The 26,511-nt window shown below is 39.5% G+C and carries 21 protein-coding genes and 1 other annotated feature; of the genes, 17 read left to right on the forward strand and 4 right to left on the reverse strand.

What is annotated here, in order from left to right; genetic code table 11:
* Nucleotides 1-13 precede the first annotated feature (13 nt).
* From ACNJYY_RS10505 to ACNJYY_RS10515, 3 genes are all read left to right on the forward strand, one after another.
* A complete protein-coding gene (locus tag ACNJYY_RS10505) occupies nucleotides 14-2,869 on the forward strand; it encodes a 2-oxoglutarate dehydrogenase E1 component (protein WP_416731649.1) in 2,856 nt (951 codons plus the stop codon).
* Nucleotides 2,862-4,136: a 2-oxoglutarate dehydrogenase complex dihydrolipoyllysine-residue succinyltransferase gene (gene odhB, locus ACNJYY_RS10510; protein ID WP_416731650.1), complete on the forward strand. Its 1,275-nt coding sequence runs from the start codon at nucleotides 2,862-2,864 to the stop codon at nucleotides 4,134-4,136. Before ACNJYY_RS10505 ends, odhB begins: the two co-directional genes overlap by 8 nt.
* Before the next feature lie 357 nt (nucleotides 4,137-4,493).
* Nucleotides 4,494-5,468 (forward strand): nuclease-related domain-containing protein, encoded by a 975-nt coding sequence (locus tag ACNJYY_RS10515; protein ID WP_416731651.1) that lies wholly within the window; start codon nucleotides 4,494-4,496, stop codon nucleotides 5,466-5,468.
* Between the two features lie 192 nt (nucleotides 5,469-5,660).
* Here ACNJYY_RS10515 and ACNJYY_RS10520 read toward each other — a convergent pair whose 3' ends face one another.
* Entirely contained in the window at nucleotides 5,661-6,623 is a 963-nt protein-coding gene (locus tag ACNJYY_RS10520) for a quinone oxidoreductase family protein (RefSeq protein ID WP_416731652.1), read from the reverse strand.
* Nucleotides 6,624-6,779: 156 nt separating this feature from the next.
* On the opposite strand from ACNJYY_RS10520, the gene ACNJYY_RS10525 reads away from it, so the two are divergent.
* Complete coding sequence (locus ACNJYY_RS10525) at nucleotides 6,780-6,980, forward strand: DUF6501 family protein (protein WP_144700434.1); 201 nt, start codon at nucleotides 6,780-6,782, stop codon at nucleotides 6,978-6,980.
* Nucleotides 6,981-7,031: 51 nt separating this feature from the next.
* On the opposite strand, the gene ACNJYY_RS10530 is transcribed toward ACNJYY_RS10525, so the two are convergent.
* Entirely contained in the window at nucleotides 7,032-8,111 is a 1,080-nt protein-coding gene (locus tag ACNJYY_RS10530) for a bifunctional 3-deoxy-7-phosphoheptulonate synthase/chorismate mutase (protein WP_066394116.1), read from the reverse strand.
* 317 nt (nucleotides 8,112-8,428) lie between these two features.
* Nucleotides 8,429-8,639, forward strand: a binding site (T-box leader).
* Between the two features lie 106 nt (nucleotides 8,640-8,745).
* Between ACNJYY_RS10530 and aroC the strand changes: the two genes are divergently transcribed.
* From aroC to aroA, 4 genes are read left to right on the forward strand one after another with little or no spacing between them, the layout of a single operon-like run.
* Nucleotides 8,746-9,915 (forward strand): chorismate synthase, encoded by a 1,170-nt coding sequence (aroC, locus tag ACNJYY_RS10535; protein WP_416731653.1) that lies wholly within the window; start codon nucleotides 8,746-8,748, stop codon nucleotides 9,913-9,915.
* On the forward strand, nucleotides 9,916-10,989 hold the full coding sequence (gene aroB, locus ACNJYY_RS10540; RefSeq protein ID WP_416731654.1) for a 3-dehydroquinate synthase: 1,074 nt from the start codon (nucleotides 9,916-9,918) through the stop codon (nucleotides 10,987-10,989).
* A 15-nt stretch (nucleotides 10,990-11,004) separates the two neighbouring features.
* Entirely contained in the window at nucleotides 11,005-12,102 is a 1,098-nt protein-coding gene (locus ACNJYY_RS10545) for a prephenate dehydrogenase (RefSeq protein ID WP_416731655.1), read from the forward strand.
* 14 nt (nucleotides 12,103-12,116) lie between these two features.
* Nucleotides 12,117-13,400 carry a 3-phosphoshikimate 1-carboxyvinyltransferase gene (aroA, locus tag ACNJYY_RS10550; protein ID WP_416731656.1) on the forward strand — a complete coding sequence of 428 codons (1,284 nt, stop codon included), beginning with the start codon at nucleotides 12,117-12,119 and terminating at the stop codon, nucleotides 13,398-13,400.
* A 42-nt stretch (nucleotides 13,401-13,442) separates the two neighbouring features.
* Here aroA and cbpA read toward each other — a convergent pair whose 3' ends face one another.
* Complete coding sequence (gene cbpA / locus ACNJYY_RS10555; RefSeq protein ID WP_416731657.1) at nucleotides 13,443-14,093, reverse strand: cyclic di-AMP binding protein CbpA; 651 nt, start codon at nucleotides 14,091-14,093, stop codon at nucleotides 13,443-13,445.
* A 164-nt stretch (nucleotides 14,094-14,257) separates the two neighbouring features.
* On the opposite strand from cbpA, the gene ACNJYY_RS10560 reads away from it, so the two are divergent.
* The 7 genes from ACNJYY_RS10560 to ACNJYY_RS10590 all read left to right on the forward strand — a co-directional run bounded on the left by ACNJYY_RS10560 (nucleotide 14,258) and on the right by ACNJYY_RS10590 (nucleotide 23,131).
* The gene (locus ACNJYY_RS10560; protein WP_286166262.1) at nucleotides 14,258-14,380 is read left to right on the forward strand and encodes a hypothetical protein; all 123 of its coding nucleotides are present in this window, start codon (nucleotides 14,258-14,260) and stop codon (nucleotides 14,378-14,380) included.
* 110 nt (nucleotides 14,381-14,490) lie between these two features.
* Nucleotides 14,491-16,110: a ribosomal protection-like ABC-F family protein gene (abc-f, locus tag ACNJYY_RS10565; protein ID WP_416731658.1), complete on the forward strand. Its 1,620-nt coding sequence runs from the start codon at nucleotides 14,491-14,493 to the stop codon at nucleotides 16,108-16,110.
* 430 nt (nucleotides 16,111-16,540) lie between these two features.
* Nucleotides 16,541-18,082: an FAD-dependent oxidoreductase gene (locus ACNJYY_RS10570; RefSeq protein WP_416731659.1), complete on the forward strand. Its 1,542-nt coding sequence runs from the start codon at nucleotides 16,541-16,543 to the stop codon at nucleotides 18,080-18,082.
* Nucleotides 18,083-18,303: 221 nt separating this feature from the next.
* Complete coding sequence (locus ACNJYY_RS10575; RefSeq protein ID WP_416731660.1) at nucleotides 18,304-20,043, forward strand: ABC transporter ATP-binding protein; 1,740 nt, start codon at nucleotides 18,304-18,306, stop codon at nucleotides 20,041-20,043.
* The gene (locus ACNJYY_RS10580) at nucleotides 20,040-21,818 is read left to right on the forward strand and encodes an ABC transporter ATP-binding protein (protein ID WP_416731661.1); all 1,779 of its coding nucleotides are present in this window, start codon (nucleotides 20,040-20,042) and stop codon (nucleotides 21,816-21,818) included. Before ACNJYY_RS10575 ends, ACNJYY_RS10580 begins: the two co-directional genes overlap by 4 nt.
* Nucleotides 21,819-21,914: 96 nt before the next feature.
* Complete coding sequence (locus tag ACNJYY_RS10585) at nucleotides 21,915-22,670, forward strand: TspO/MBR family protein (protein ID WP_416731662.1); 756 nt, start codon at nucleotides 21,915-21,917, stop codon at nucleotides 22,668-22,670.
* Between the two features lie 20 nt (nucleotides 22,671-22,690).
* Nucleotides 22,691-23,131 (forward strand): hypothetical protein, encoded by a 441-nt coding sequence (locus tag ACNJYY_RS10590; protein ID WP_416731663.1) that lies wholly within the window; start codon nucleotides 22,691-22,693, stop codon nucleotides 23,129-23,131.
* A gap of 50 nt (nucleotides 23,132-23,181) precedes the next feature.
* Here ACNJYY_RS10590 and ACNJYY_RS10595 read toward each other — a convergent pair whose 3' ends face one another.
* Nucleotides 23,182-24,510, reverse strand: coding sequence for an oligosaccharide flippase family protein (locus ACNJYY_RS10595; protein ID WP_416731664.1), 1,329 nt, complete (start codon nucleotides 24,508-24,510; stop codon nucleotides 23,182-23,184).
* A gap of 128 nt (nucleotides 24,511-24,638) precedes the next feature.
* On the opposite strand from ACNJYY_RS10595, the gene ACNJYY_RS10600 reads away from it, so the two are divergent.
* Nucleotides 24,639-25,910, forward strand: coding sequence for a M24 family metallopeptidase (locus tag ACNJYY_RS10600; protein ID WP_416731665.1), 1,272 nt, complete (start codon nucleotides 24,639-24,641; stop codon nucleotides 25,908-25,910).
* A gap of 85 nt (nucleotides 25,911-25,995) precedes the next feature.
* On the forward strand, nucleotides 25,996-26,493 hold the full coding sequence (locus ACNJYY_RS10605; RefSeq protein ID WP_416731666.1) for a hypothetical protein: 498 nt from the start codon (nucleotides 25,996-25,998) through the stop codon (nucleotides 26,491-26,493).
* The last annotated feature ends 18 nt before the right edge of the window (nucleotides 26,494-26,511 follow it).

The following is a 26,511-nucleotide window of genomic DNA, read 5'->3' on the forward strand; positions in this document are numbered from 1 at the left end:
GAGGGAACAAAAGATGAGTCATCAACGTTCCAAATCAGAAAATCCTTGGCAGGGACTAAGTGGACCAAATATGGCCTACATCCTTGAACTATATGATCAATATAGTGTGGATCCGGAATCTGTTGACAGTTCATTCAAAGAGAAATTTGATGCTTGGGGGCCTCCGATTGAGGACTCTGAATCAAATCAACGTACTGCACAGAGTTTTGAAGGATTGGACTTCGAGAAATTAGCAGCTGCACTAAAATTAGCAGAAAACATTCGCACTTACGGTCACTTAGCAGCTAACTTATACCCTGTGGGGGAATTTCCGAAAGATAACCACCATATTGATCCGAAAGAATTTAACTTATCAAAAGAAGATTTGAAAGCGATACCACCTTCCTTTATTTGGAAAGAAGCGCCATCGAGCATTAAAGACGGCTATGAAGCGATCCAAATGCTTCAGGAAGTGTATACGAAAACAATCGCATATGAATTCAGTCATGTACATGAGACTGAAGAACGCCAATGGTTAAACACCATGGTTGAAACAAGCCAACACTATCCTAAATTTTCGGCTGAAGATAAGAAGAACCTTTTAACCCGGCTGAGTGAAGTTGAAGGTTTTGAAAAATTCCTTCATAAAACATTCGTTGGACAAAAGCGTTTCTCTATTGAAGGCGTTGATATGCTGGTACCGATGCTTGATGAAGCAGCTAAAGAAGGATGCCGTGACGGAGCTGAACATGCTCTGATCGGAATGGCACACCGTGGGCGTCTAAACGTACTTGCCCATGTGCTTGGCAAACCTTATGAACTAATTTTCTCAGAGTTTCATCATTCTCCAAACAAGGAGCTAATTCCTTCTGAAGGTTCAAGAGGAATTAACTTTGGTTGGACCGGGGATGTAAAGTACCACTTAGGTGCAAGCCGTTTAGTTGAAACCGATCAATCTCATAAAATTAAAATCTCACTAGCGAATAACCCAAGTCACTTAGAGTATGTAGATCCAGTTGTTGAAGGATATACAAGAGCGGCTCAGGAAACGCGTGACAAAAAAGGGTATCCGGTACAAGATACTTCGAAGGCATTTGCGATCCTTATTCATGGCGATGCTGCTTTTCCTGGTGAAGGAATCGTTGCTGAAACATTGAACTTAAGTCGTCTTAGAGGATACCAAACTGGTGGGACACTTCATATCATCGCGAACAATCTTGTAGGCTTTACAACAGATAGCGGCGATTCTCGTTCAACGAAATATGCGAGTGACCTTGCAAAAGGGTTTGAGATCCCGATCATTCACGTGAATGCAGATGATCCAGAAGCATGTATCGCAGCTGTACATCTTGCTTATGAGTATCGTAAAAAGTTCCAAAAAGACGTTCTGATCGACCTGATCGGATATCGCCGATTCGGTCACAATGAAATGGACGATCCATCTGCAACTCAGCCGAGATTGTATAAACAAGTAAACAGTCATCCGACAGTTCGAGATGTTTATGCAAAACAGCTTGTTAAAGAAGGAGTACTTTCTGAAGAAGAAGTAAAAACCATTGAAGATGATGTATTAAAGAAGCATCAGTCTGAATATGAAAAAGTCCAGGGACGCAAAGAAAAATTCAAGTTGGAAGACACGAGACTTCCTGATCCGTTATCGAAAGCACTTCCTGATATCGATACCACAATTTCAGTTAGTGATCTTCAGGAACTTACTGAGAACATGCTTAAGTTCCCAGAAGACTTTAATGTTTATCCTAAAATCAAGAGAATCCTCGAACGCAGACGCAAGTCTTTCCAAGGGGAAAAGATCGATTGGGGGATGGCTGAATCATTAGCTTTCGCTTCCATTCTTAAGGATGGAACACCGATTCGTATCACTGGGCAAGACTCTGAGCGTGGTACATTCGCGCAAAGACACCTTGTTTTAAACGATAGTGAGAGCGGAAAGAAGTTTTCTCCGTTGCATGCGATGGATGACATTGATGTTTCATTTGCAATCCATAACAGTCCACTCTCAGAATCTTCAGTAGTTGGTTTTGAGTACGGCTATAATGTTTTTGCACCTGAAACTCTTGTTATTTGGGAAGCGCAATACGGTGATTTTGCAAACGTTGCACAAGTTCTGTTCGATCAGTTCTTATCAGCCGGCCGTGCGAAGTGGGGACAAAAATCAGGTATGGTGATGCTTCTTCCTCACGGATATGAAGGTCAAGGACCTGAGCATTCGAGTGCACGTCTTGAGAGATTCTTACAGTTAGGTGCAGAAAATAACTGGACAGTTGCTAACGTAAGTACAGCATCACAGTACTTCCATTTGCTAAGACGTCAAGCGAAGCTCTTATCTATGGATGAAGTTCGTCCGTTGGTTGTTATGACACCGAAGAGCTTGCTGCGTGACACGAAAGTAGCTTCCATGGCTGAAGCCTTTGAAAGTGACCACTTTATGCCATTGTTACAACAGCCTGGCCTAGGCAAAGAAAAAGACAAAGTGAAGAAAATCTTGCTTTGCTCTGGTAAGATTGCGATCGATCTTGAAAAAGCGCTTGAGCAAGATCAGGTAGCAAGAACGGAAATGCATATCGTTCGTGTTGAACAGATCTATCCGTTCCCAGAAGAAGAGATGAATGCTCTGTTAAAAGAGTATCCAAACGTGGAAGACTTGATCTGGGTGCAAGAAGAGCCGAAGAACATGGGATCTTGGTTATACATCGAGCCTAAACTTCGTGCTGTAGCACCAAAAGCACACGTTTCATATATTGGACGTCAAGAACGTTCGAGTACGGCTGGTGGGGAACCAGACATCTATAAAAAAGAACAAGAACAAATCATCCAAACATCATTAGCACTAGACATTCAATCGCGAGAGGGAGGCCGTGAACATGTTTGACGTTAAAGTTCCGGAATTAGCCGAATCAATTTCAGAAGGTACAGTAGCACAATGGCTTAAAAAAGAAGGCGACACAGTTGTTAAAGGTGAAGATTTAGTAGAGCTAGAAACTGATAAAGTTAACATTGAGATCAGTGCAGAGCGAGATGGCGTTCTAAAAAATATCAAGGTTGAACCAGGTGACACTGTAGCCGTTGGAGATATTATCGCTTCAATCGTTGAAGGCGGTGCTTCTGAGTCTGCAGAACCAGCAGCAGAAGAGAAAACGGAAGAAAAAGCAGCTCCAACTCAACAAAAACAAGAGCCAATCGTAGAAAAAGACGCGGCTGAAGAAGAAGTGAAAGCTTCTGACCGTCCGATCGCATCTCCTGCAGCGCGCAAGCTTGCTCGTGAGAAAGGCATCGATCTTTCTGAAGTTAATGCTCGCGATCCTCTAGGACGCGTTCGCACGGAAGATGTGAAACGTCACGCGGAAGGTGCAAGCACGGAGAAAGCTGCTCCGGCATCTAAGCCAGCAGCGTCAGCTTCTAAACCAGCTGCTTCTGTTGAATCGGTAAATCCTGAGAAACCTGTAGAGCGCGTGAAGATGTCCCGCAGACGTCAAACGATCGCTAAACGTTTAGTTGAAGCTCAACAAACTGCAGCGATGCTAACAACGTTTAATGAAGTTGATATGACGGCGATCAACGAAGTTCGTGCTCGTCGTAAGGACAAGTTCTATGAGCAAAACGGAGTAAAACTAGGGTACATGTCATTCTTCACGAAAGCTGTTGTAGGAGCACTGAAAAAGTTCCCTGCAATCAACGCTGAGATTCAAGGCGATGAAATGGTTCTTAAGAAATTCTACGATATCGGTATCGCAGTTGGAGCAGAAGAAGGACTAGTTGTACCAGTTGTTCGCAATGCTGACCGTCTAAGCTTCGCTGGTATCGAAAAAGAGATCGGAAACTTAGCTGAGAAGGCACGTTCTAAAAAGCTATCGTTAGAAGACCTTCAAGGTGGTTCATTTACAATCACAAACGGCGGTATCTTCGGATCCATGCTTTCAACACCTATCTTAAACGCACCTCAAGTTGGTATCCTTGGAATGCACACGATTCAATGGAGACCGGTAGCGATCGATAAAGAGCGCATGGAAAACCGTCCGATGATGTACATCGCGCTTTCTTATGATCACCGTATTGTAGATGGAAAAGAAGCAGTAAGCTTCTTAACAACGATCAAATCACTTCTGGAAGATCCAGAATCACTTCTTTTAGAAGGTTAATGTCTAGGAATATAATGATGATATGGAACACCCCCTGCTCACAGGGGGTGTTTTTTTGGGGTTGATCAGGTAGTTTATAGCGTGTGGGAGGTTAGCGGGTGTTTGAGAATGTGGCGGGGGATTTGTCGAATGGCCTTTATTTTTGATTTTCGACTTAATTAGGGTTGATATCGGCTTAATTGGTGCGCCGCACGACTTAATAAGCGTCTATTTTGACTTAATTTCTTCATTTTAGACTTAATTGTGCACAACTTAATTTTCCGAGCAAAAAACATTCATCAAACCATTGCTGAAAATAAAGGTTTTTTATCAATTTTTCTCGAATGAGATATGTACTAAAAAGCAAGAGGTGATACCTTGATAAAAAAACCACGTACAAAGCCCCTAAAATTATTAAAATTGGACGCCATCTTACAAAGATTAGTACACAATCACCTGAAACACGGTGAATTACAAATTGAATTTGCAAGATATTCAGCAGGTTATAGAGGCGAAGTGGCATTAGATTATTATCTGCACGATTTAGATGAGAATTCATACTTCATTCTTCATGACTTGCGACTACCGAGAGATAAAGATAAGAAGTACTACTTTCAAATTGACTGTCTGATTCTTCATTCTTCGTTTGGCGTTCTGCTCGAAGTTAAAAATCTCTCAGGTGATCTATATTTTGATCATCACTTCGATCAGATGAAAAGAACGAAGAATGGAGTAGATGAAACATTTCCTGATCCAGTAAACCAGGTCCAACAACAAAAAATATGTCTGGAAAGCTGGTTGAAGAGAAATCAGTTTCCTAAATTTCCGCTATATTCCCTCGTTGTTCTAACAAATCCTAAATCTTTTATTACGCTATCACCGCATTATGGCAAAAAAGCGGCCCATATTATTCGGGCTAAAGGTCTAGCTAATAAAGTTCAACAAATTTCAACGTACCATCAAGAAACCCTCTCAAAGAAGGACCTTTCAAAAATAACTTCAAAACTATTAAAGCAACATGAAAGACATAACCCCGACTTTTTAAAAACCTACAGCATCAATCAAACGGATATAATCACCGGAGTCTTTTGTCCAGGCTGCAATCATATTCCTATGCGACGAGAGAGAAGTACTTGGATTTGTACTAAGTGCACTATAAAATCCAAAGATGCTCATATAAGAGCAATCCAAGACTACGCAGTGATCTATGAAGAACCTGTTAAGAATAAAATGTTAAGACGGTTTCTACACATCGATTCATCTACATGTATGAAAAATCTTCTGAAATCCATGAATCTTACCCCGAGCGGTCCTACTAATTCAGCAACGTACCAGCTACCGTTTCCTGAATAACTCAACTAGCACATAATTATATTAATAAAATAAAAATCAACGATTCTACTGCTGTAATTATAACTTGCAAAATACAACTAATAATAGTTGTAAAATGCGACTATCTAAATATCAAAAAACTTGCATATTGCAATTAAATCGCAAAAAAGGCAGCTGCAATCAGCAGCCACCGTAATTTCATCAATATAACACTTAAGGAATCAACAAAATCTTCCCCATACTTTTTCTACTCTCTAAATATTCATGAGCTTTTGCACCATCTCGTAAAGAAAAAGATGTCTCAGTAATTTTCACATGACCATCCTTAATCCACTGAAATAACTCACTTGAACGCTTTACACGTTCTTCGTGTGAGGTTAGGACATTCCACAAGTCTCCACCGGTCAATGTCTTAGAAGTATCCATGAGCATACGAGGATCAATGGACACAGGATCACCACCGGCCATACCAAAGAATACAACTGTGCCGCCAATCCTTGTAACTTCAAAACTATCCATTATCGTTGAACCGACTGACTCGTAAACCACGTCTACACCTTTGCCGGACGTTTCGCTCAACACGTTTTCTTTCCAATTATCATTATATAAGAATACTGAATCGGCACCTGCTTCTAGAGCGAATTGACGCTTTTTCTCTGAAGACGTTAAACCAATAACTTTTCCGCCAAGCAACTTGATGATTTGAATCAATAATTGTCCCACACCGCCGGCAGCAGCATGAACCAATGCCACGGCACCATTTTGAATGGAGAAGCTATCCCGCGTTAGATAATGTGCAGTTAACCCTTGTAACAAAAGTGAAGCTGCTGATTCATAAGAAACCCCATCTGGAATAGGTATTGCTTTTTCATAAGGGACAGCAACGAGTTCCGCGTTAGCAGCGGGTACATCTGCAAATGCGATGCGATCTCCAACTGAAACACCATTAACAGCACTACCAACTTCTTTAACGATTCCTGCTCCTTCATAGCCTAGAATGTAAGGAGGCTGTCCTTCAAGATGATAATTTCCTTTTCTTCTATAAACATCAGCGAAGTTTAAGCCAATGGCTTTCATTTCCACTAAAATGTCCTGATCTCCGATAATTGGGTCTTTGATTTCTCGATATTCTAAAACTTCTGGACCTCCGAAGTTGTTAAAAACCAATGCTTTCATATATGTAAATCTCCATTCTTATAATATGTTCTTTATCATAGTAACCGAAACAATCTATGTAATACTAGGAAAGAAGTCTCTAAGGAATGAATTTGACAGAAAGAGCGGGGCACATTATGATTTAACAAAAGAAATTCTTAAAGGAGAGAGACTTAAATGATTCATTTAGAGTGGGCGAACAGAGAAACAATTCGCGAGATCAAATGTGTACATACGGATGCAAAAAAATATATGGTTAACCGTGCTTTGACTGCTGGAAAAACCTATGAACTAAAGAATGAAACAGAGGAATTTTATTTTGTAGTAGATAACACAGGGAAAATAGGCGGTTACTACAAAGAATATTTCGAAGGTTAAGCCCTAAACAAAGAAAAAGCCTGACTCAGCGAGCCAGGCTTTTTCTTTCTATTAAGAATGAATCTTCTTTTTTTCTTTGTTTAGAAGAGCATCCATGAATTCGTGGAATTCTGGAATGTTCATCTGTTGTGCTGAATCAGATAATGCTACTGCTGGGTCTGGATGCACTTCAGCCATAACTGCATCTGCACCGATCGCCATCGCTGCTTTAGCAGCAGGGAGGAGAAGGTCTTTGCGTCCTGTTGAGTGTGTTACGTCCACGACTACAGGTAGATGCGTTTCTTTTTTAAGAATAGGTACTGCTGAAATATCTAGCGTGTTTCGTGTTGCTCTTTCGTACGTACGAATTCCGCGTTCGCAAAGAATGACTTGGGAGTTACCTTGAGCCAAGATGTACTCAGCTGCGTACATGAATTCTTCAATCGTTGCAGCTAACCCACGCTTTAGCAATACCGGTTTGTTCACAGATCCAGCTGCTTTTAACAGATCAAAGTTCTGCATGTTACGTGCGCCGATCTGAATCACATCAACATAATCTAACGCCATCTCAATATCGTTCGGATTTAGAATTTCACTTACAACAGCAAGCTGATGTTCATCTGCTGCTTTACGAAGAATTTTTAACCCTTCTAGTCCAAGTCCTTGGAAGTCGTAAGGAGACGTACGCGGTTTGAATGCGCCACCTCGGATTAAAGTTAATCCTTTTTCTGCAATGACTTCTGCTACTTGCTTCACTTGTTCGTAGCTTTCTACCGCACAAGGACCCATGATGAAGTGAGGATTGCCATCACCGATCTTTTCACCTTTTACATTTACAATTGTATCTTCAGGTTTCTTTTTACGAGATACGAGTAATGCTTTTCGATTATCGTCTTTTTGAAGCTCTAAGCTTGCTTTGAAGATCTGTTTGAAGATGTGTTGTACCGTAGACGTCTCAAAAGGACCATCGTTATGAGAAGCGATTAGATCAAGCAATTCTCTCTCTCTAACAGGATCAAAGCGTTTAACACCTTGCATTTCTTTAAGCTTTCCAATTTGTTGTGCCACGTTTCCTCGTTCGTTTAGAAGCTCTAAAATCTTTAAAGAAATATCATCCATCTGTTTGCGTAAGTCTACTAATTCGTTTGACATGTGTGGTTCCTCCCCAATATTTATACTCTTGTCATTTAGTTCCTATATCGCGGCCGCTCATAGGCTTATTTATATACATCGCTACATAGACACTTTCGCGCTTTAAAGCGTGTGTCTCATAAAGTATTGTTTGTAACTTTAAAGGGATTTCAAAAGAATGTCAAGTACTTATACGAAAAAAGATTTAAAATAATTTTGAAGCTGATTAAAGTGCTTTTTGACATATAGATGAAGGTAATGTAAATTTTAAGAAAAATGAATGAATTTCCTTTACAACAGCGCTTCAACGTGCTAAAACTGTTTATAACTTTATAAAACAAATCGCAATGATAGAACAGCAGTAGTGGAATGGTTCCCTGTTATTAGAGAGCTGATGGTGGTGCAAATCAGTACACAGCCTTTCACGAATTACAATTCTTGAGCATGCTTTGTAAAAAAAGCCGGAAAAATTTCCGTTAACAGAATGAAGGTGGCAAAGATCTAGTCTTTGCTGTCAGGGTGGTACCGCGATAATTATTCGTCCCTGCTTATTAGCAGGGATTTTTTTGTACTATCAGAACTAAAAATGTAACTGGATCACCGAGGTTTAGAAAAGTTTTCTTTATAAAAACCAGGCAAACAGGAGGAATAGAAAATGAGATATTTAACAGCAGGAGAGTCACATGGCCCTCAACTCACAACAATCATTGAAGGTGTACCAGCAGGTTTGCCTCTAGTAGCAGAAGACATTAACGAGGAACTTGCTAGACGTCAAAAGGGGCATGGACGTGGCCGACGTATGCAGATTGAGAAAGATCAGGTTCAAATCGTAAGTGGTGTACGTCATGGAGTTACACTTGGTTCACCGATCACACTCGTGGTTGAGAACAAAGACTTTACTCATTGGACAAAGATCATGGGAGCAGAACCTCTTGAAGAAGAGAACGCAGAAGTAAAACGAGTGATCTCAAGACCTCGACCTGGTCATGCAGATCTTAATGGTGCTATTAAATACAACCATAGAGATATGAGAAACGTGCTAGAACGTTCTTCAGCCCGTGAAACGACAGTAAGAGTGGCAGCAGGAGCTGTAGCGAAAAAGGTACTAAAAGAGCTTGGAGTTGAAGTTGGAGGCCACGTGTTAGAACTGGGTGGCGTTGTAGCTGAGAATACTTCATATGAATCGTTAGAAGAGCTTCGCGAAAAAACGGAGGTTTCTCCTGTAAGATGTTTTGATAAAAATGTTGAAAAGACGATGATGGAAGCGATCGATAGCGCAAAGAAAAACGGCGACTCAATTGGAGGGGTCGTAGAAGTAATCGTAGAAGGTATGCCAGTAGGCGTGGGTAGCTACACACATTATGATAATAAGTTGGATGCCAAATTAGCTGCAGCAATCATGAGTATCAATGCCTTTAAAGGTGCTGAGATCGGTATTGGATTTGAAGCAGCACGAAAACCTGGAAGTGAAGTACATGATGAGATCGTTTGGGATATCGAACGCGGCTATACGAGAAGAACGAACAACGCAGGAGGCTTTGAGGGAGGAATGACGACCGGCATGCCAGTTGTTGTTCGTGGTGTGATGAAGCCGATTCCTACTTTATACAAACCGCTAAACAGCGTGGATATTGAAACAAAAGAAGTCTTTGCAGCAAGCATTGAGCGGTCTGACAGTTGTGCAGTACCTGCTGCTAGTGTTGTAGCAGAATCAGTTGTGGCATGGGAGCTAGCAAGTGCCCTAGTTAATCAATTTGGACAGGATAACATGGAAGTGATTAAGAAAAACATCGTTCAGCACCAAGAACGTGCAAGGGTGTTTTAAATGAACACGATTCACATCACAACACCTTCAAAAAACTACCCGGTTTTTATAGGTGAAAACGTAATTGATGAGCTTAAATCAGTCTTAGAAAGACTTAGCCCTTCACCTAAGAACCTATTGATCATAACAGATGAAAACGTTGGAGGTCTCTATTTAGAAACCGTACAAAGAGTGATCGGCGATTCTTTCTCTCATGAAACGATTCAGATTCAGGCCGGTGATGATCAAAAGTCTTTTGAGAATTATATGGCTTGCCAAAGCTTTGCTTTAAGTAAAGAACTAGACCGGACATCTGTTGTTATTGCGCTTGGCGGAGGAATGATTGGAGACCTTGCTGGATTTGTTGCGGGTACCTATATGCGAGGAATCCGCTTTATTCAAATTCCGACTACTATTCTCGCACATGATAGTGCAGTAGGAGGGAAAACAGGTATCAACCATTCTGAAGGTAAGAACATGATCGGTGTCTTTCATCAACCAGAAGCGGTGATCTATTCAACAGACTTCTTAACTACTTTACCAGCAAGTGAAAAAAGGTCTGGTTTTGCAGAGGTCATTAAACACGCATTGATCGCTGATGAAAATCTGTATCGTTCGTTACGTGCGAACGTTAAAAACATCGATGATCTAAAGGGTAACTCCCTACAGAAAGCTCTTATTCAAGGCATTAAAATCAAAAATGAGATCGTCACACAAGACGAAAAAGAAAAAGGAATTCGGGCTTATCTGAACTTTGGTCATACACTCGGTCATGCAATAGAGGGGGAGCTTCAATATACAGGCATCACCCATGGTGAAGCAGTTGCTTTAGGAATGCTTTTTGCACTTTCGCTAAACGAGGACACTGAAATTTTAGGACAAGAACTAAAAATGTGGTTAACAACTTTAGGTTATCCGTCATTTCCTAAGCACTTATCTGCTTCCTCACTAGTCAATCGAATGAAAAAAGATAAAAAAGCGGAAAAAGGCATGATTCAAATGGTGCTTCTGAACGGTTTGGGTAAGCCTTATCTATCACCTTTTACTTCAGAAACATTAGAGAGAAAAATATCTTCTTTTATAGAAGAGGCTTAAAAAGGAGTAGAGTAAATGAAGATCGTCTTACTAATAGGGGTTGGATTGATCGGTGGTTCAATCGCTCTTTCTATCAAACAAGAACACGAAGCAACTATCTATGGGTATGACGTTTATGCTCAAAATAGTAGAACTGCAGCAGAAATAGGCGTAATTGATGAAGCAGTTTCAGACTTCACAGAGATTGCTCATTTAGCAGATCTTATCATAATTGCAACACCTGTTGAAGCTACCTTACAGGTGATGGAGAAATTAGCTGCCGTTTCACCAGTCATTAAAGCGTTAGTAATGGATGTTGGAAGCACAAAAAGATCCATTATGAATAAAGCAGAAAAGATGGCCGCTTCTGGAATTCGTTTTATTGGAGGTCATCCTATGGCCGGATCTCATAAAACGGGAGTAGAAAGTGCGAAAGTCCATCTATTAGAAAATGCGTTTTACTTTCTAACACCAAACTCTAAAACTACTGATATGGATATTGATGAAGCTAAGACTTGGCTAAAAGGGACAAGAGCTAAATTTCTCGTTGCCGATCCAGATGAACATGATTTTCTTACAGGCATTGTAAGTCACTTCCCGCATCTTGTCGCTTCAAGCCTTGTGAGGGTCGCACAGCATCATGCGAAGGAAAAACCGTTAATTCAGCAACTTGCAGCAGGAGGATTCAGAGACATTACGCGCATAGCTTCAAGCTCTCCTAAAATGTGGAGCGATATAGTCAGTCAAAACAAGTCACATCTTCTTACTCTCTTACACGAATGGAAAAATGAGATGGATACGGTGATAGAGTTCGTAGAAAAGGGAGATGAAGCGGAACTCTATGAATACTTTGATGGAGCAAAATCATTCCGAGATGCCTTACCAGTTCGGTCAAAAGGTGCGATTCATCCATTCTCGGATCTATATGTGGATATCCTCGACAGAGTAGGTGCTCTGTCTCATATCACCGCTCTTTTGGCACAATCAGAGATCAGCATCATTAACCTCAGTATTTTAGAAGTAAGAGAAGGATTAAATGGGGTACTTCGATTGAATTTTCAAGATGACAATGATCGAGATCAGGCACAGGAAATATTACAAAAAGAGAATTACTTAACACAAATCACTTTATAAGGAGGCACTATTCTATGACAAAGCAATTACAACCTATTCAACAATTAAAAGGATCTATTAAAGTGCCTGGTGATAAATCCATTTCACATCGAGCAGTCATGTTTGGGTCCATCGCTGAGGGTACAACGACAATCGATGGTTTTTTAACAGGCGAAGATTGTTTAAGTACCATTTCATGTTTCAAGAAACTAGGGGTTACGATACAGCAAGAAGGTGAAAAAGTAACAGTAGAAGGAAAAGGAATTGCAGGATTAACACCACCCTCCGAAGATTTGTATGTAGGGAATTCAGGTACTACCATCCGTCTGATGCTAGGAATACTCGCTAATACACCGTTTGAATCGACTTTAACGGGTGATGAGTCAATTGCAAAAAGGCCGATGAATCGTGTGACCAAACCCTTAAAAGAAATGGGAGCTGCGATTGATGGTAATGATTCAGGAAATAAGGTCCCTCTTCATATAAAAGGAGGCGAAACACGAGGTATTCATTACACCTCTCCAATCGCCAGTGCTCAGGTTAAATCGGCTATTATTCTGGCTGGATTAGATGGAGAAGGAACTACATCTGTAGAAGAACCCTTCAAATCAAGAGATCATACAGAACGCATGCTGAAAGCGTTTGGAGTAGAAGTTGAAAGTGATGAGCTAACTGTTTCAGTCGCAGGTGGCCAGAAGTTAAAGGGAACACATATTGAAGTACCAGGTGATATTTCTTCAGCCGCATTCTTCTTAGTAGCAGGTGCCATTGTTCCAAACAGTGAGATCACGTTAAAAAAAGTAGGGTTGAATCCAACACGTACCGGAATATTGGATGCTCTTAAAGATATGGGAGCAGATATAACTTTCCAAAATATCAATGAGACAGCATCTGAACCTTTCGGAGATTTAGTTATTAAAAGCTCTGATTTAAAAGGAACGGTTATTCAAGGAGATCTTATCCCTCGATTGATCGATGAAATTCCAATCATAGCTCTGGCCGCAACTCAAGCAGAAGGAAAAACAATCATAAAAGACGCTCATGAACTTCGAGTGAAAGAAACAGATCGAATCGAAACCGTTGTGAACGAACTTAAAAAGATGGGTGCTGATATTGAAGCTACAGAAGACGGTATGATTATACAAGGTAAATCTTCACTTCGAGGAGCTTCGGTGCAAAGCTACGGAGATCATAGAATTGGAATGATGCTGAGTGTTGCTGCTTGTATCGCAGAAGGTGAAACAACGCTTACAAACAGTGAAGCAATCGCTGTTTCATACCCTTCATTCTTTGAACAACTGAATGTCCTCTCATCGTAAAGAAAAACGTTCCCTGTTATTAAAAGGGAACGTTTTTTTGTATTATTGAACACTTGAAAATGTTCGCAGATCTTCAATGTCTGCCACCTTGAATCCATTCGCTTCCACTCGGTGAACGAGTTCATCGATTTCTTCACGTGATACACTCTCATTGAAAGTGATAACAACTCTGCGAAGAAATTGCTTACCCGCGTCTTGCGTGAAAACACCTTCAATATTGTATTCTTCATGGATTGCTGTGAATAGCTTTCTTAAGGAACCTTTACCTTCAGTAGTAGAAACCGTTAAAGAGTATCCACCCTTCTTGATACCATAAGAATCTTCTAGAATATCCATAACTTTTGAGTGAGTAATGATTCCTAGGAAATTATGATCTTCATCGACAACTGCCATAAACGGCAGGCGTCTGATCGTGAAAAGCACTTTGAAATAAGCTGTATTCTCATGAATAAATGCGTCTTTCTCTTCTACAATTCTACTAACCTGATCTTTAACTGAACCAACATTATCAATAATATAATCAGATGTAGTCTCTTTAAAAAGAAGCCCTACAAATTTTTGTTCAGATTCATCCAAAACGGGTATGCAGCGATACCCTGATTGAATAATAGAATATCGAGCTTCGCTGATTGACATATTTTCTGTTACATACGTTACTTTAGATTTAGTTAGATAGTTGGATTTTACTTTCATAAGACACACCCTTTTCAGAATAATATAAATATTTAAAACTATTTCGACTAAAAAAGCAAATACCCTTTCTTTTTACTCAACTTTATTCCTAATTGCATATTAAGTAATAATACCATATACTATTATTAGAATATTTTATAAATTCATAAAAGGAGGTGTAAGGCATGCTTAAAGGTGTACAAATGTTTGACTGGCTGGTGGTTTTCCGTGCGATTACTTATGTATTTTCAAAAATTGGCGGAGTCTGTCCATTTTCAGTTAAAACACTAAAGTACATCACAAAGTAACCTTACCCTATCCTTTTTAAGTTGTTAGTAACCATGGGCAGGTATGTTGCTCATGGTTTTTTTGTATACAAAAAAGGACAGTGGCATTGGATTAAAAGGAGAAAATAAAAATGATAGTCTGCACTGTTCATCAAGTTAAAAAAATGTATGGCGGAAATGAGATTCTAAAAAATATATCTTTTGAAATTCACGAACAAGATCGCATAGGTATAGTTGGACAGAATGGTTCAGGAAAAACGACATTGTTTAAGCTGTTAAGTGGTGTTGATCATCCGGATTCAGGTTCTATAGCCATCAGAAAGGATGCAGAGATCGGTTATTTAGAACAACTTCCTGAGTATACCGAAAATATGAGAGTATATGATGTGGTTTCATCAGCGTTTCAAGAAATTAATGAAATTGAACTTAAAATTCAGCAGGTTAATGCATTGTTAAGTGATCCAGAACAAACACACCGATTAGACAAAAATCTGAATAAGCTCTATAGATTGCAAGAAGAATTTGAAGAGCTCGGTGGTTATGCGATTGAGTCGAAGATAAATGGCGTTTTGGCTGGTTTAGGTCTAACTCAACTCTCACACCATCTTTTTATGCAACTAAGTGGAGGAGAACAAACGAAGGTCGGTCTAGCTTGTTTGTTATTAAAAGAACCAGAGCTTTTACTCTTAGACGAACCTACCAATCATCTTGACATCGAAACGATGAATTGGCTTGAAATCTATCTTCAAAAATACAAAGGTTCCGTAGTAATTATCAGTCATGATCGCTATTTTTTAGATAAAGTAACCTCAAAGACTATTGATATAGAAGATGGTGAGTGCACCTTATATCATCAAAGTTACTCGGGTTTTCTCAAAGAAAAAGAAAATAACCTTCTTCTAGAATTTGAGAAATATGAAGAACAGCAAAAGAAAGTTAAAAAGATTAAAGAGTCGATCAAACAACTAAGAGACTGGGGCTCTCGATCAGGAAATGAAAAATTCTTCAAAAGAGCGAGGAACATGGAGAAAGCACTTCAACGAATACAGAGCATGAAACGCCCTAAACTGGAACGTAAAAAAGCGGCATTTGAATTCTCAGTCAACAAAAGAAGCGGTCAGGACGTCGCAGTGATTAAAGGGCTAAATAAATCGATTGAAGGTCGTTCCATCCTAAGTAATCTTGCACTACAGATTCGATATGGTGAGAAAGTAGCCCTCGTCGGTAAAAACGGTTCAGGAAAAACGACGCTGCTAGAGACCATACAAACTATAGATCACAGCAACGGCAATATAAAACTTGGATCATCTGTTTCGATTGGTTATCTTTCTCAAAGGGGACTTACTGCTGATTCTACTGGTACAGTACTTGATATTTTCAGAGAAAGAGTACCGATGGAAGAAGGCGAAGCTCGTCATCATCTAGCAAAGTTTTTGTTTTACGGAGCATCTGTTTATAGGAAAGGAAATGAGTTAAGTGGTGGAGAACGAACAAGACTCAGGCTTGCACAGCTTGTTTATGAAGGATCTAACTTCTTAATCTTGGATGAACCAACAAACCATTTAGATATTGATTCACGTGAAGCATTAGAACAAGCACTAGAAGAGTTTAATGGAACGATCCTATCAGTCTCTCATGATCGATATTTTATGAACAAACTTTTTGAACGTACCATTTGGTTAGAAGGTGGATGTCTAGAAAGTTATAATGGGAATTTTGATTATGCACTTGAAAAGCGGTTAAGTATTTAATTTTACGATCTTTGTAAACTTTGTTGCTCTTGGAAGTAGTTGATTTCCGTTCCAGGATGCTCGCTTTCCACGGGGCAGACGGTGAGCCACATTCGTACGTTACCGTATAAGTGTCTCACCTGTCTAGTTGCATCGGCTAGCCCCTCAAGGTCAAAAGTTTAACGGTCTGTGATGAGCAAAGTGCGCCTTCATAGCCCATTCAACTTTTGCTTGTCGGGGCTGAACGAGCCACTTCCACTTTACAAACTGCCCGCCTGTCCCGCAGGAGTCGGCAACCTTCCACTCCAACCAACTTGCATAGAAGTGAAAGAGAAAACTTAAACGCAACATTCCTTTAGAAAATAGCCTTCTTTTATACAGTTATTACTGATTGTTCTTTCGAGGTATAGGGAATAATGGTGTTAAAACGTGTCTAAACAGGAGGTACTTTATGAGTAACTATGAAAATAACATGCCACAGTTTCCAGAACCTATTTGGAGGCATCATTTAAACCTACCTACATACTCTGTGTTAAATGAAGATATTCAAACGGAAGTAGTTGTTGTAGGAGCGGGGATAAGCGGGATAACAACAGCTTATCTTTTAGCAAAAGAAGGCAAAAAGGTTACACTGGTCGAGGCAGGCAAAGTGATTAATGGAACAACTGGTCATACAACGGCAAAGATTACTTCTCAACATGATGTTATCTATGATCACCTTATTTCACACATCGGATTAGAACGGGCACGTCTTTATTATGAATCAAACGAACGAGCAAAACAGTTTATTGAGAATCTTGTTAAACAAAACAATATTCATTGTAACTTAGAAAAACATGATGCCTTTCTGTACGCCAACACCGAGGAAGGAATTAAAAAGCTTAACAAAGAAGCTGATGCTTATCAAAAGTTAGAGATCGAAGGAGAGTTGGTTGAAAAACTTCCATTTAATATACCGCATAAAAAAGCGCTTGTTATGAGGAATCAAGCACATTTTCATCCAGTAAAATATTTAGCCGCTTTATTACAAGAGATGGACTCGCTAGGTGTTGAGGTCTATGAAAACACGACAGCAACCGATATTATAGAAGATAATGATAAAAAAGCTGTAGTGCAAACAAGTCACGGACACAAAATTACTGCTGACTTTGTAGCTTGTTGTACACATTTTCCGTTTTTTGATGGATTGGGTTTTTATTTTACAAGAATGATGGCAGAGCGTTCATATGTACTAGCCGTAAAAACACAAGATACATTTCCGAACGGGATGTATATGGGAGTAGATCAAACCTCATTTTCTTATCGTTCTATCTTACAAGATGGAGAAAAGATCGTGCTATTAAGTGGAGAAAGTCATCAAACAGGACAGGGAATTCCAACTCATCAGCACTATGAGGCTTTATTAAAAGAAGCGAGAAAATCATTGAAATTAGATAAGGTCCTTTATCGCTGGTCGGCTCAGGATTTGATTACACTTGATAAGATACCGTTCATCGGCAAGCTTACGCATAAGCATGATCACATTTTAGTGGCTACAGGTTACAAAAAGTGGGGGATGACGACAGGTACTCTGGCTGCATTGATTATAAGAGATCATATCATGGGTCGAGAGAATGACTATGCTGACCTATACAAGCCACAAAGGTTTCAAGGTGATCCCTCTGATATTAAACAATTTATAAAAGAGAATGCAGATGTCGCAAAACATTTTGTTTCTGGTAAGTTAGACAAACCCTCAAAACACCCAAGAAGTTTAAGTAAAGATGAAGGATGCGCCGTAACGGTTGATGGTGAAAGGTGTGGGGCTTATCGTGACCAAGATGGTGAACTTCATATTGTAGACACCACATGTACACATCTCGGCTGTGAAACAGAATGGAACAGCGGTGATCGAACATGGGATTGTCCGTGTCATGGTTCGCGTTTTTCATTTGATGGTTCCGTCGTTGAAGGGCCAGCGAAAAAACCTCTAAAACGTGTAGAACTACAATAAACGAACAAGAATGACTTATTAAAGTGCGTATTTGCTTTAATAAGTCATTTTTTTGATTGAACACTAAATTTGAATAAATACCTTACTTGTTTAATATAGTGCTAACTAAATATAAATGAATTTATTCTTATATTTTCAAAAAAATAACAAGTAAAAATAATGAAAATTTTATGAATTTAGTATAAAATAAAGTGCTTGAAAGCGAGAGGGGGAAATGAAATATGAAGCTTTTAAGAGAGACATTAAAGCACTTTAAGCCTTATTGGAGGGGGCTTCTTCTGGCTTTTATCTGTTCGTTGATCGGTGGCGCTTTTACCGTAATCCCACCCATCCTAGCAGGAAAGCTTGTAGATGAAATCCTGCCGAACGAGATGACGGATATGATCGGTTGGCTAGTTGCTGGAGTTCTTTTCTCATTTTTGTTTAAGGTGGTATTTGAATCAGTACAAGAATTTATACAAATTCAGATCGGTTTAGATGTTATAACAGATATGCAGATGCGTGCATTTGGACGGCTGCATAAAACACCGATGTCCTTTTTTACGACTACACCTCGTGGTGATATGTTGTATCGTCTCACTCACGACGTAGAAGCTGTACAGAACTTAAATAATACGGTCGTGCCTCGATTCGTACAACAAGTAGTTAGTGCGGTCGCTGCTTTTATTGCAGTTTTTGCTCTATACTGGCCAGTTGCGATCGTTATGTTCTGTGTATTTGCTATCTATTTGTACCCATCATTTAAACTTGGAACGACTATGAGAAAAATGAGTGCTGTTCAGAGAGATATGCGCGCGGATATTTATCACCACCTTCAAGAAAGTATCGAATCAACGAGACTAGTTCGTACGTTTCAAACACAAGAAAGAGAAATACATACACAAGATACAAAGCTTACAGATTGGAAGAATTATTCCATACGTGCCGCTTTAATCGGAAAAGTAAACTGGCGTCTTGGTAATCTATTTAATATCGCTACGCCAGGCGTAGTCATGCTTGTTGGAGGAATAGCAGTCTGGAATAATACGATTTCAGTCGGTACACTTGTTGCTTGTTTAGGGTTTATTCCTACGATGTTTTTTCCCATTCGTTCACTAGCTGAGAATGCATTGATCATACAGCAGGCTATTCCTGCTCTTCAGCGAATCTATGAATATTTTGATTTACCAAAAGAACATGAAGATGATCTGCCAAAGATGCAACCTGTTAGAGGGGATATTGATATTGATAATCTCTGGTTTCGTTATCCAGGTAACGAAGAATATGTGTTAAAAGGCGTTTCATTGAATATGAAAGCTGGCCAACACATTGGTATTGTCGGTACTAGCGGCGGCGGAAAATCTACGCTCATCCAATTGCTGCTCGGTCTTTATGAACCTGAGGCAGGCTCTATTGAAATCGACCAACAAAACTTGTTTGAGTATAATAGGAATTCTTTTCGTCAGCAGGTAGGAGTCGTTTCGCAGGAAACGTTTCTTTTAAACAATACACTGCGGATGAACCTATTATATGGAAGAAAAGATGCAACTCAAACCGATTTAGATGCAGCATGTGATGCTTCAGGACTTACAGATTTTGTCGCCGCCTTGCCAGAAGGCTACGAAACAATCGTTGGGGAGCGGGGGCTTAAACTTTCTGGAGGACAAAGACAACGTGTCGCACTTGCAAGAGCAATTCTTCGACACCCTGCGCTGTTAATCTTTGATGAAGCAACTTCTTCACTGGATGGGGAGACAGAAGAACGTGTGCAATCCGCTCTTGAAGAGCTCATACCAGGCAGAACGACAATCACGATTGCTCACCGTCTGATCACGGTTAGGGATGCAGATAAAATCATACTTCTAGACAAAGGTGTTGTAGCAGAATCTGGTACGCACGAAGAGCTTCTTGCAGAGCGGGGGCAATACTACGAACTTTATATGGCGCAGTACAGTGAATTAGAAAAGGAGAGAGCGATATGAGCCAGACAGCATTGAAAAATAAAAATCGAGACGGCAGACGCGTTCTAGCCTTTTTAAAGCCACATAAAAAATGGGTATTAGCAGATGCGTTTGTTATTGCAGTTTCTCAAGTATTTTCTGCACTAATTCCGACGCTCGCACTAGGCTGGCTAGTTGATTCCATTTTACCAGGTGAGTCCAATCAACTTCTATGGGGATTGATGTGGCTATTGATCTTTGCTGCTGTTGCGGACTTAATTCTAATGGTTATTGATGAATATTTTTGTCACCAGGTTGCGAAGACAGTAACGAACTGGCAAAAGTTAAGATTGTTTAAACATCTGCAGAACCTGCCCTTTTCGTTTTATCAAAACAACCAATCTGGTGAAATGATGGCCCGTGTGTCTGATGACCCAGATACACTGCATAATTTCCTGGCTTGGGAAGGTTCGACCTTTATGGCATCCGTTCAAGGTGTTATTTTATACAGCATCGTCCTTCTTTGGATTCATCCATATCTAATGATTACGAGTGTTGTGCTAGGTATTATCTTTTATTTAACATCAAACGCTGTCGGTCAAAGGACACGGCAATCTTCAGCGAATGCGAGAAAAGAAGCTTCTCGTTATCTAGAGAGGCTTCGTGAGTCAGTAACTGGCATCCATCTTTCAAGAGTATTAGGCGTTTCTGATGGTGAGGTAACAAGCGTAGCTGAGATTAGAAAATCGTTCATTAGAGAATCCAGACACGAGTTAAAAGCTAGGATGCAATCGATTGTGGTTATCGGAAGCTACAACGGTCTTGCATTAGCAGTCGTGTATGGACTAAGCGCGTACTTGATCTGGAACGATAAATTAACTGCTGGCCAGATGCTGACTGCAGCTGGGCTCGTGGCGATAGCGGCAAATGAGATGCAACGAATGTTAAGAAACTGGCTTTCTGTAAGAAGAACTGGTCCTGCGTTAGATCGATCTGAACTTTTACTCAGTCAGAAAGTATCGAAAGCTGAAACAGAAAAAGGATTCATTCCTAAAGAAGTTGAAGGAGAGATCGAATTTAGAGATGTTGCATTCGGTTATCCTGAAAAAGAAGATAAAGTATTAAAAGGTTTATCATTTTCAGTAAAGCCTGGAGAAGCAGTAGCACTTGTAGGACCGAGTGGATCTGGAAAATCAACGGTTGTAGATTTATTATTGCGATTGTATGAGCCTGAGAGTGGAGCTATCTTAATAGATGGGGAAAAGTTATCAACGGTTGATGCAGGATGGCTTCGCTCACAAATTGCGATCGTTTCACAAGATGTTCAGCTTCGAAATGGTTCTTTAGCGGATAATTTACGAATAGCCAAACCTGAAGCAACAGATGATGAATTGATTTCTGCTCTTAAAGACAGCGGTCTTGGAGACTTCTTACTTACTCTTCCTGATGGACTGAACACTCTTGTTGGAGAAAGAGGTAGTTTATTGTCTGGAGGACAGAAGCAAAGGTTGTCATTAGCCCGTGCTCTAGTAAAGGATGCCGCCGTTCTTGTTCTTGATGAAGCAAGTTCTGCTTTAGATCCTATAACAGAAGTTCAGGTCAATGAAGCGATCAATAGAAGAAAATCAAAACAAACACTCATTATTATTTCGCATAGACTTTCAACCGTCTTGGCTGCTAATCGAGTGATTGTCATCGAGAACGGAGTAATGATCGAAGACGGTGTTCACGAGGAGTTGCTGCAGTCTGATAATGGTGTATACAGCAGGTTGTTTAAACGAGAAGCGGATATTGGTACACAGGCATTTAGTAGTTAGTTTGGAGAGGCAGTCTAGCTTAAATTGCCTTTTCCTCATAATTCCACTCCAATTTGGGTATATATGAAACTATATATCCAAAGGAGGAAACCATTCATGACAGCAACCTTTAGAGCTATTTTGAACATTGTAGCACTTGCAGCAGTAATCTTTGTAAATTACCTTGCTAATGCACTACCGTTGAATGGAAGGACAACAGGAGAATTATCAGCCAAATATGATGTGTTGATCACTCCAGCAGGTTATGTATTTTCCATATGGGGACTCATATATGTACTGTTAACGATCTGGGTGATCATTCAAGTGCTCCCTAAGAACAGAAATGAACCCGTGTATGAAAGTATCGGTCTATGGTTTGTTTTGAACTGTATCTTAAATTGTACATGGATATTTGTTTGGCACCATGAACTTCTAGGTTTGTCTTGGATTGTTATGATCGGCCTCTTATTGTCACTCATTATGATCTATACGAAGATTCAAAATCAAGATAACAAGTCTTCGTTCATGCGTCTTCCGTTCTCGGTATATCTAGGATGGATCAGTGTGGCGACAATCGTGAATACCGCTGTTGTTTTAAAATATAGCGGCTGGAATGGTTTTGGACTTTCTTCAGTTACTTGGACTGTGATCATGCTACTCGTTGGTACAGGATTAGCGATCTTTTTTACCCTCGTGAACAAAGATGTTATTTATCCACTTGTCTTTGTATGGGCGTATGTCGGAATAGGGGTTAGACATAAAGGAGAGATCGATATTCTTACCTATACGAGTTTTACGTTAGCTATTTTACTTTTGTTATTCATTATTTGGAAACTGGCTACTAGAAGAAACGGAGAAGCAGCAATGAAATAGGATTTAGAGGAGAGTAAAGGATGGTTAAATTATCGATGCCAGTCGGCTTATTGTTGGAATCTGCTACTGCAGTCGGAGTTTCTGGAGACCGGTTGCTAGAAGTGATCAGGACAAGAAATTACGAAGCACTTCGGCATGTGGGTAAAGAAGAGTCAAGCTGGGCTTACTTTTTTGATTTTGCAGAACAGAACTGGGAAACGGTTGTTTCTGCGATTACAATGGGTTACACGTTTAAGTTTATTACGATCCGGGGATTGTTGAACTTAATACAGACCAAATATAAGCTAAAAGAAGACGAAGATTTTTTAATGAATGAATCTGGAATCGACATGAACCTCTCAGATGAGCAACTTGATTTTCTTCGTTCACGAATCCCTTCGCAATGGGTATTCAAAAAGCAAGAACATACAAAGTACGGGGTTCAGGCTTTCTTAAAGCAACCAATTTCAACTAGCGTATAGATAACAAAAAAGCGCTTGAGCGGGAAATATATCCTGCTTAAGCGCTCTTTTTAATCTTGATAGTTATTTCTTGCACTCAACCATGTGTTGATGCCGATCGCTTTACACACAGAGAAGTAATGAAGAAGCATTAAGAGCACGGAACCAGCGTTCATTCCAATGATAATGCCATGCATTCCTAATGTTGGTTGAGATCCTAACATGTACATAAGAACAAATGATAAAGTAGTTGACCAAACTGACTGAACAAATGCTGTTGTAATTAAACCCAAACCGATTAGATATGCTTGAAGAGGTATCAAGAAAAAAGTAAATAAAAAACTCGGCCACAAAAGTTCTAAATACGTGGCTGCGGATTGTGAATGAAAGAACATTAAGGTAAGTTTTTCTGAGAACATTAAGAAGATAGCGACGGCTGGAAACCCATATAATGCAGTTATGCCCATTACACGAATTAATAGGCTTTTTAATTTTTCTACGTCTTTTTTAGCCGTAGCTTCTGAGACTGTAGGAATCAAGACGACCAAAAGAGAATGCGCAATAAATGCTGGGAAGAAACCGATGGATATTGCGACTCCTGCCAATAAACCGAACTCTTCCGTTGCTGCCACTCCAGAAAAGCCTGCAAGGGATAACGCATATTTAATTAAAAATGGCTGTATAGCGTTCGTAACAGCGTGAAACAGTCGCAAGCCCGTAGTTGGAATCGTTACGGCCATAAGACTTCTAGTTACTTCGTTTGAAGTGAGATGTTCATTTTTTTGAGTTTGCATTCTTTTGTATTGAATCAAATAGGCGGTGAATAAATAAACAAAAACAACAAGTTCGCTACCTACAAAAGTTGCTAAAGCTATAAGGATTGCCGTTTCATTATCAAATGAAAACAACTGATAAATACCTGTTAACAGAATGAGCTGTGCTAGTTTTCGAAATAAGTTTGAGAACGCCAGCTTACCCATCTGCTGTTTGCCCATAAAAAACCCTCGAGCGATTGATGTTAAGGAAATTAAAGGGATTAAAATGACCATAAGCCATCGCACTAAAGGATGGTAACTATTAAAAACAGGTATGAAAGGCAAGATTACTAATGCAAGTACTATCATTGCTACTGTCAATAAAATTGTCATTTTTGTAGCATGTTTTAACATGCTATAGTGTTGCTTTTCTTCTTTCTCTGCAACGAACTTTGAGATGGAGATCGGTAATTCCAAACTCGCGATAATGATGATTAAGATGACTGTCGGAAAGATCGACATATAATGACCAAGTCCTAGTTCACCTAATTCTCTGGCTAACACCATGTTCACAATAAATTCTAAACTTTCGCCGACTAATGCAGCAGCAGCAAGCAGCAATACTCCTCTGAAAAATATATTCATACGATGAGTGCATCTCCTTGTACACGTTGTCCTTTTATTCATATGCAAAAAAAATGAAACAAGACCTCGAAGGACTTTAAACATTGAAAGAGAAAGATAAGCTTATAGCAGAACAAGGAGAGATAATTGTGACATTACATACAGAACAAAATGCGATTCAAATTCTATCCATGTCAGAACAAGAAAAAATTATGGATCAGTGGCTATTTGAAAGATTAGAACAATTGTTACCTTTATTAATGAAGAAACATAACGTAGACATGTGGTTGACGATCGGCAAAGAATACAAGGAAGATCCACTAGGAAAGACTTTCTTTCCATCTCTGATCGATAGTTCAAGAAGACTAACCATTTTTGCATTTATTAAGGATATCCATTCTGACGAAATTAAACGGTTTGTTATCTCTTCAAACAAAAACTTCGAACCTTTTTACTCATGTTTTCCGTTGAGAGATAGTGAAGATTCTTTTGCCTGTTTAAAACGGTTGGTTGATAATTACGACCCTGAATCAATAGCAGTTAATACATCATTCCATTATGCTTTTTGTGATGGATTAAGTCACTCAAATTACGGGGAACTAGTGAAAGTCTTAGGGAAGCGGCATGCAGAAAAATTGATGTCATCAGAATCCATTGCAATTGACTGGCTTCAAACAAGGACAGAGTCTGAACTCATTTGGTATAAAACATTAGAAGGCATAACAAAAGAAATTGTGAATCAAACCTTTACGAACGAACGAATCAAACCTCACGTAACCTCAACACAGGATATAGTTGGGTGGATCAGACAACACGTTAGAGACTTAGGATTGAAAACATCCTTCTATCCTACTGTAGATATTCAAAGAAAAGATGGATCTTCAGACAGATTGGAAGATGTTATACTTCCAGGCGATATTCTGCATCTAGACTTTGGCATTGAATATCTAGGTCTTTGCACAGATACACAACAATTAGCTTATGTTCTTAGAGATAACGAAAAAGAACCTCCTGCAGGGCTACTAAACGCATTAAGTAAGGCAAACAAATTTGAAGATTTTTTCTTTGAAGAAAGTAAAGCAGGAATGACGGGTAATGAAGTTTTTTTAAGTGTACTAAAAAAAGCAAAACTAAATCATATCGACGCAATGCTTTATTCACATCCGATCGGCTATCATTGTCATGGAGCAGGACCGATTATCGGACTGTATGATAAACAAGAATTTATTCCTGTTCGGGGAGAGCTAAGGATGGAGAATAACACGTGCTATGCACTAGAATTTAACATTAGACATTTCATCCCTGAATGGAACAAAGCTGTTCCGATCTATCTAGAAGAGACGGTTTGTTTTAAAGAAGGTAAGATGCAATTTTTCACAGGCAGACAAACAGAATTTTATCTAATTAAGCCTAAGTGGTAATAAAATACATTTGAAATATCTATTCACCTCTAGTACAATGAGAAACTGTGTGTTTCAGCTTGTTGTAAGGGAGAGATTAGATTAAATGCTATTGCTTGGACAAGAGCAAGATAAAGAAACAAAACTTGATCGAAACGAACTCGAGTTTCAATTATTGCGTATGCAAAACGATATGAAGCAAATTGCTAAAAGTTATGATGTTATCGGCGTGGATCAAACAAAAGACGATAACCTTGTGATCGTATATAAATCTGAACAACTGGATCAATGTAAAATTATGATCAATGACTGTGAATCAAGGTATGATGGATGGGATTTTGCAATTGATGCAGTTTATGAAGATGAAAACACCCTCCATATTGGTGATATTAAAGGACCTGCTAATAAAGGGTACGGCTCAATCTGTATGCATTATTTGAAAGAGACGGCATCAGATAAGAATATCCCAACGATTAAAGGCGATATTGCGAAAAGAGACTGGGGACATGTAGAGCGACTTATCCATTTTTATGAGAAGCATAATTTTGCTATTGAACTTGATCCCGAAAATAAATGCGGAAAAATTGAATGGAACGATTTTTAATAAAAAGGCGTGTAACGT

The sequence above is a fragment of the Fictibacillus tiangongensis genome, assembly GCF_048083785.1.
Taxonomy (GTDB): Bacteria; Bacillota; Bacilli; order Bacillales; family Fictibacillaceae; genus Fictibacillus.